Raw genomic sequence first — 3,319 nt, forward strand, 5'->3', positions numbered from 1 at the left:
GGCCGGGCCGGGCTCCTCCGTCGCCGGCCCGTGCGCCCAGTGCCATTCGGGTGCGAACGGGTAGGCCGGCAGGGACACCCGGCGGGCGCTCCCGCGCGGGCCGCCGAGCACGGACCAGGGAATGTCTGCCCCCGCCGCCCAGGCACGGCCGCGGTCCAGCAGGTTCTCGGGCAGGGCGCCCCCGGGCCACGGCGCGGGTGGTCCCGCGGTGCCGACCGTGTAATGGCCGGGCCGCCCTTCCAGGAAGGCGTCGAGCTGTTCCCGGATGCCGTCCTGGTCGGAGGCGACCAGAGCGAGCCGCGCGGCCATCGCGTCCCGGCCCTCCCCGAGCGTGAACGCCAGGTCGGGCAGGGGGACCTGATGGGCGGACAGGTGGTCGAGCAGCCGCCGCGCGGCGGCCCGCAGCCGGTCCTCGTCGCGTGCGGAGAGCAGTACGAGCCGCGGGCCGCCGGCCACCGGTGTGGCGGCCTCCCGGCCCGGCGGTTCCTCCAGCAGGACGTGGGCGTTGCCGCCGCCGAAGCCCATCGAGCTGATGCCGGCCCGGCGCGGGATCTCCCGCCCGGCGGGGTCCGTCAGCCGCTGCCACTCGCGGGTGGCGCCGACGACGTGGAACGGGCTGCCCTCCAGCTCCAGCAGGGGGTTGGGCCGCTGGTAGTGGATGCTGGCGGGCAGCACGCCGTGCCGCATCGCGAGCACGACCTTCACCAGGCCCGCGATGCCGGCCGCCGCCTCCAGATGGCCCATGTTGGACTTGATGGTGCCCAGGCCGCACCAGGGAGCCGGCACGTCGCCCTGTTCTCCGGTAAGTTCGGCGAAGGCGAGCCGCAGACCGCGTACCTCGATCGGATCGCCGACCACCGTGCCGGTGCCGTGTGCCTCGACGTAGGTGACCGTGCGCGGGTCGACTCCCGCCCGGCGGAACACCGAGGAGATCAGGTCGGCCTGGGCGGACGGGCTGGGTACGGTCAGGGACTGTACGTGCCCGCCGTGTCCGGTGCCCGTTCCGCGGACGACCGCGTGCACGGTGTCGCCGTCCGCGAGGGCGCGGCTGAGCGGCTTGAGCAGCACGGCGGCGACGCCCTCGCCCCGTACGAACCCGTCGGCGGACTCGTCGAAGGTGCGGCAGCGCCCGGTGGGCGAGAGCATGCCGGTCTGGCCGAGCGCCACGTACAGGGGTTCGGTGAGCACCAGGTGCACGCCGCCCGCGACGGCCTGGTCGCAGTCGCCGTCGCGGATGGCCCGGACGGCCGCGTGCAGGGCGAACAGCGAACTGGAGCACGCGGTGTCGACGGACTGGCTGGGTCCCCGCAGGTCCATCAGGTACGAGACCCGGTTGGCGATGATGCAGTGCGCGAGTCCGCTGCTCGAGTGCGCCTCACGGTCCCTGCCGATCGCCGTGAGGTGGCCGTCGTAGTCGTGCGAGGTGGCGCCCACGAACACCCCGGTCCGGGTGCCCCTGAGTTCCGAGGGCCGGTGGCCCGCGTCCTCCACCGCCGCCCAGGCGGCCTGGAGGAAGAGCCGCTGCTGGGGGTCCATCAGGTCGGCTTCCAGCGGCGAGATCCCGAAGAAGCCCGCGTCGAACTCGCCCACGCCGTCGACGAAAGCGCCCCACTTGCTGTTGGTCCGCCCGGGGGTGCGGACCGGGTCCCCGTGGATGCGCCGCCAGTCGAACCGTTCGGCGGGGATCTCGGTGACCAGGTCGGCGCCGTCGTACAGGTTGCGCCAGAGCGCGTCCGCGTCCGGCGAGCCGGGGAACCTGACCGAGAGTCCGACGATGACGACCGGATCATCGACGGTCGCCGCGCGCTCTCCGGGCAGCGGTACCGGTCCCGGCGTGGGCGTCGGAGTGACGGTGAAGCGGGCGCAGGCCTCGGGGGCGTGCTCGCGAAGGTAGTCGGCGACGGCGTCGAGTGTGGTGCGCTCGTAGAGCAGCACCTTCGGCAGCCTCCCGAAGTCCTTCTCCAGCGTGCGGACCAGCTGGATCGCCCCGAGCGAGTCCAGACCGTACCGGTCGAAGGTCGCGGTGGGGTCGATGTCCGTGACGGCCAGCCGGAGGAACTCCGCGAAGATCCCGCTGAGATGGGCGGTCAGGGAGTCCGCGGGACCGGTCCCGGGACGGGGCAGGGGTGCGGCGGCCGTGACCCCGGCGCCGGATTCGGCGGAGCCCGGCGTGCGCGGCGGGGCAGCGACCCCGGCGAGCAGCACCGACTGGTCCAGCTCGCTCTCGTCGAGTCCGGCCGCCCCGACCGGACGGACTCCGGTGAAGCCGGCCGCCTCAAGCGCCTGCCGCCAGCGCGGTACGTCCAGCAGCGGTGCGCCGGGCAGGCGCTCGGCGGGTTCCTCGAACGCCCACCAGCCGGGAATCATGCCGAACATGAGGGCGAGGTAGTCGAGGTTGCAGGTGACCTCGTTGAGGACCAGCAGGCCGTCCTCGGCCAGCACCGTACGGAGCCGGTCGAGGCTGCGGGAGATCCGCCGGGTGGCGTGCACGACGTTGGCGGCGAGGACCAGGTCGGCCGAGCCGGGCCCGAATCCCTGCGCCGAGGGTTCCTTCTCCAGGTCGAGCACGTCGAAGCGCAGCGGGACGCCGTGGCCGCCGAACTCCCGCTCGGCGGCGCGGAAGAAGGACGACGAGACGTCGGTGTACCGGTAGTCGATCAGGCGGGCGTCCGGGCCGAGTGCCGCCAGGAGCCGCAGGACCCGGTCACTGGTCCCGCCGGTGCCCGCTCCGACCTCGACGATCCGCACGGGCCGTCCCGGCTCGGCGGCCAGGCGTGCGGCGGCGAACCCGTACACGGTGCGGGCGACCAGTTCGTTGTAGTGGTCGGCGACGGCGTTGCCTCGGTAGATGTCGGCGAGCACGCTCGGGTTGTCGCCGGAGAAGTACAGCTCCAGCGGGTCGACACGGCCGGCCAGCACGTCGGGCAGGGCGGGCAGGCACACGCCGACCAGCCGTACGTGGGCGGAGAGTTCGGGGTACCGGGCGAGCAGGCTGTCCAGCTCTCCCGGCACGTACGGGCCCCCGCCGGCCGCCCGGCCCCGGCGCAGCACGCCCTCGATGACGCCGGTCAGCCGCTCGTACGACGGGTCCGCGGCCAGCGACCCCAGCGCCCCCGGGGCGAGCGGGTCGCCGCCCAGACGGCCGCGCAGATCCGCGTCGAGCATCCGTGCGGCGGTCGTACCGAGCTGTCGCAGAGCGGTCGCGACGCGTCGGACGTCGTACGTACTGCCGCGCAGGTAGGAGTCGACGTCCCGCTCGGCGGCCTCGGCCGGTCCGGCACGGCCGGTGGTGACGGTGGCCGTCGCGGACGGGCCGCCG

The 3,319-nt window shown here is 74.3% G+C and carries 1 protein-coding gene; it reads right to left on the minus strand.

Annotated features, from left to right (window positions below; all coding sequences use genetic code 11):
- Positions 1 to 3,319 (minus strand): beta-ketoacyl synthase N-terminal-like domain-containing protein (locus tag GT042_RS31575; RefSeq protein ID WP_161312116.1); only part of this gene is annotated, 3,319 nt, incomplete at both ends.

This window comes from Streptomyces sp. SID3212 (assembly GCF_009865405.1).
Classification (GTDB): domain Bacteria; phylum Actinomycetota; class Actinomycetes; order Streptomycetales; family Streptomycetaceae; genus Streptomyces.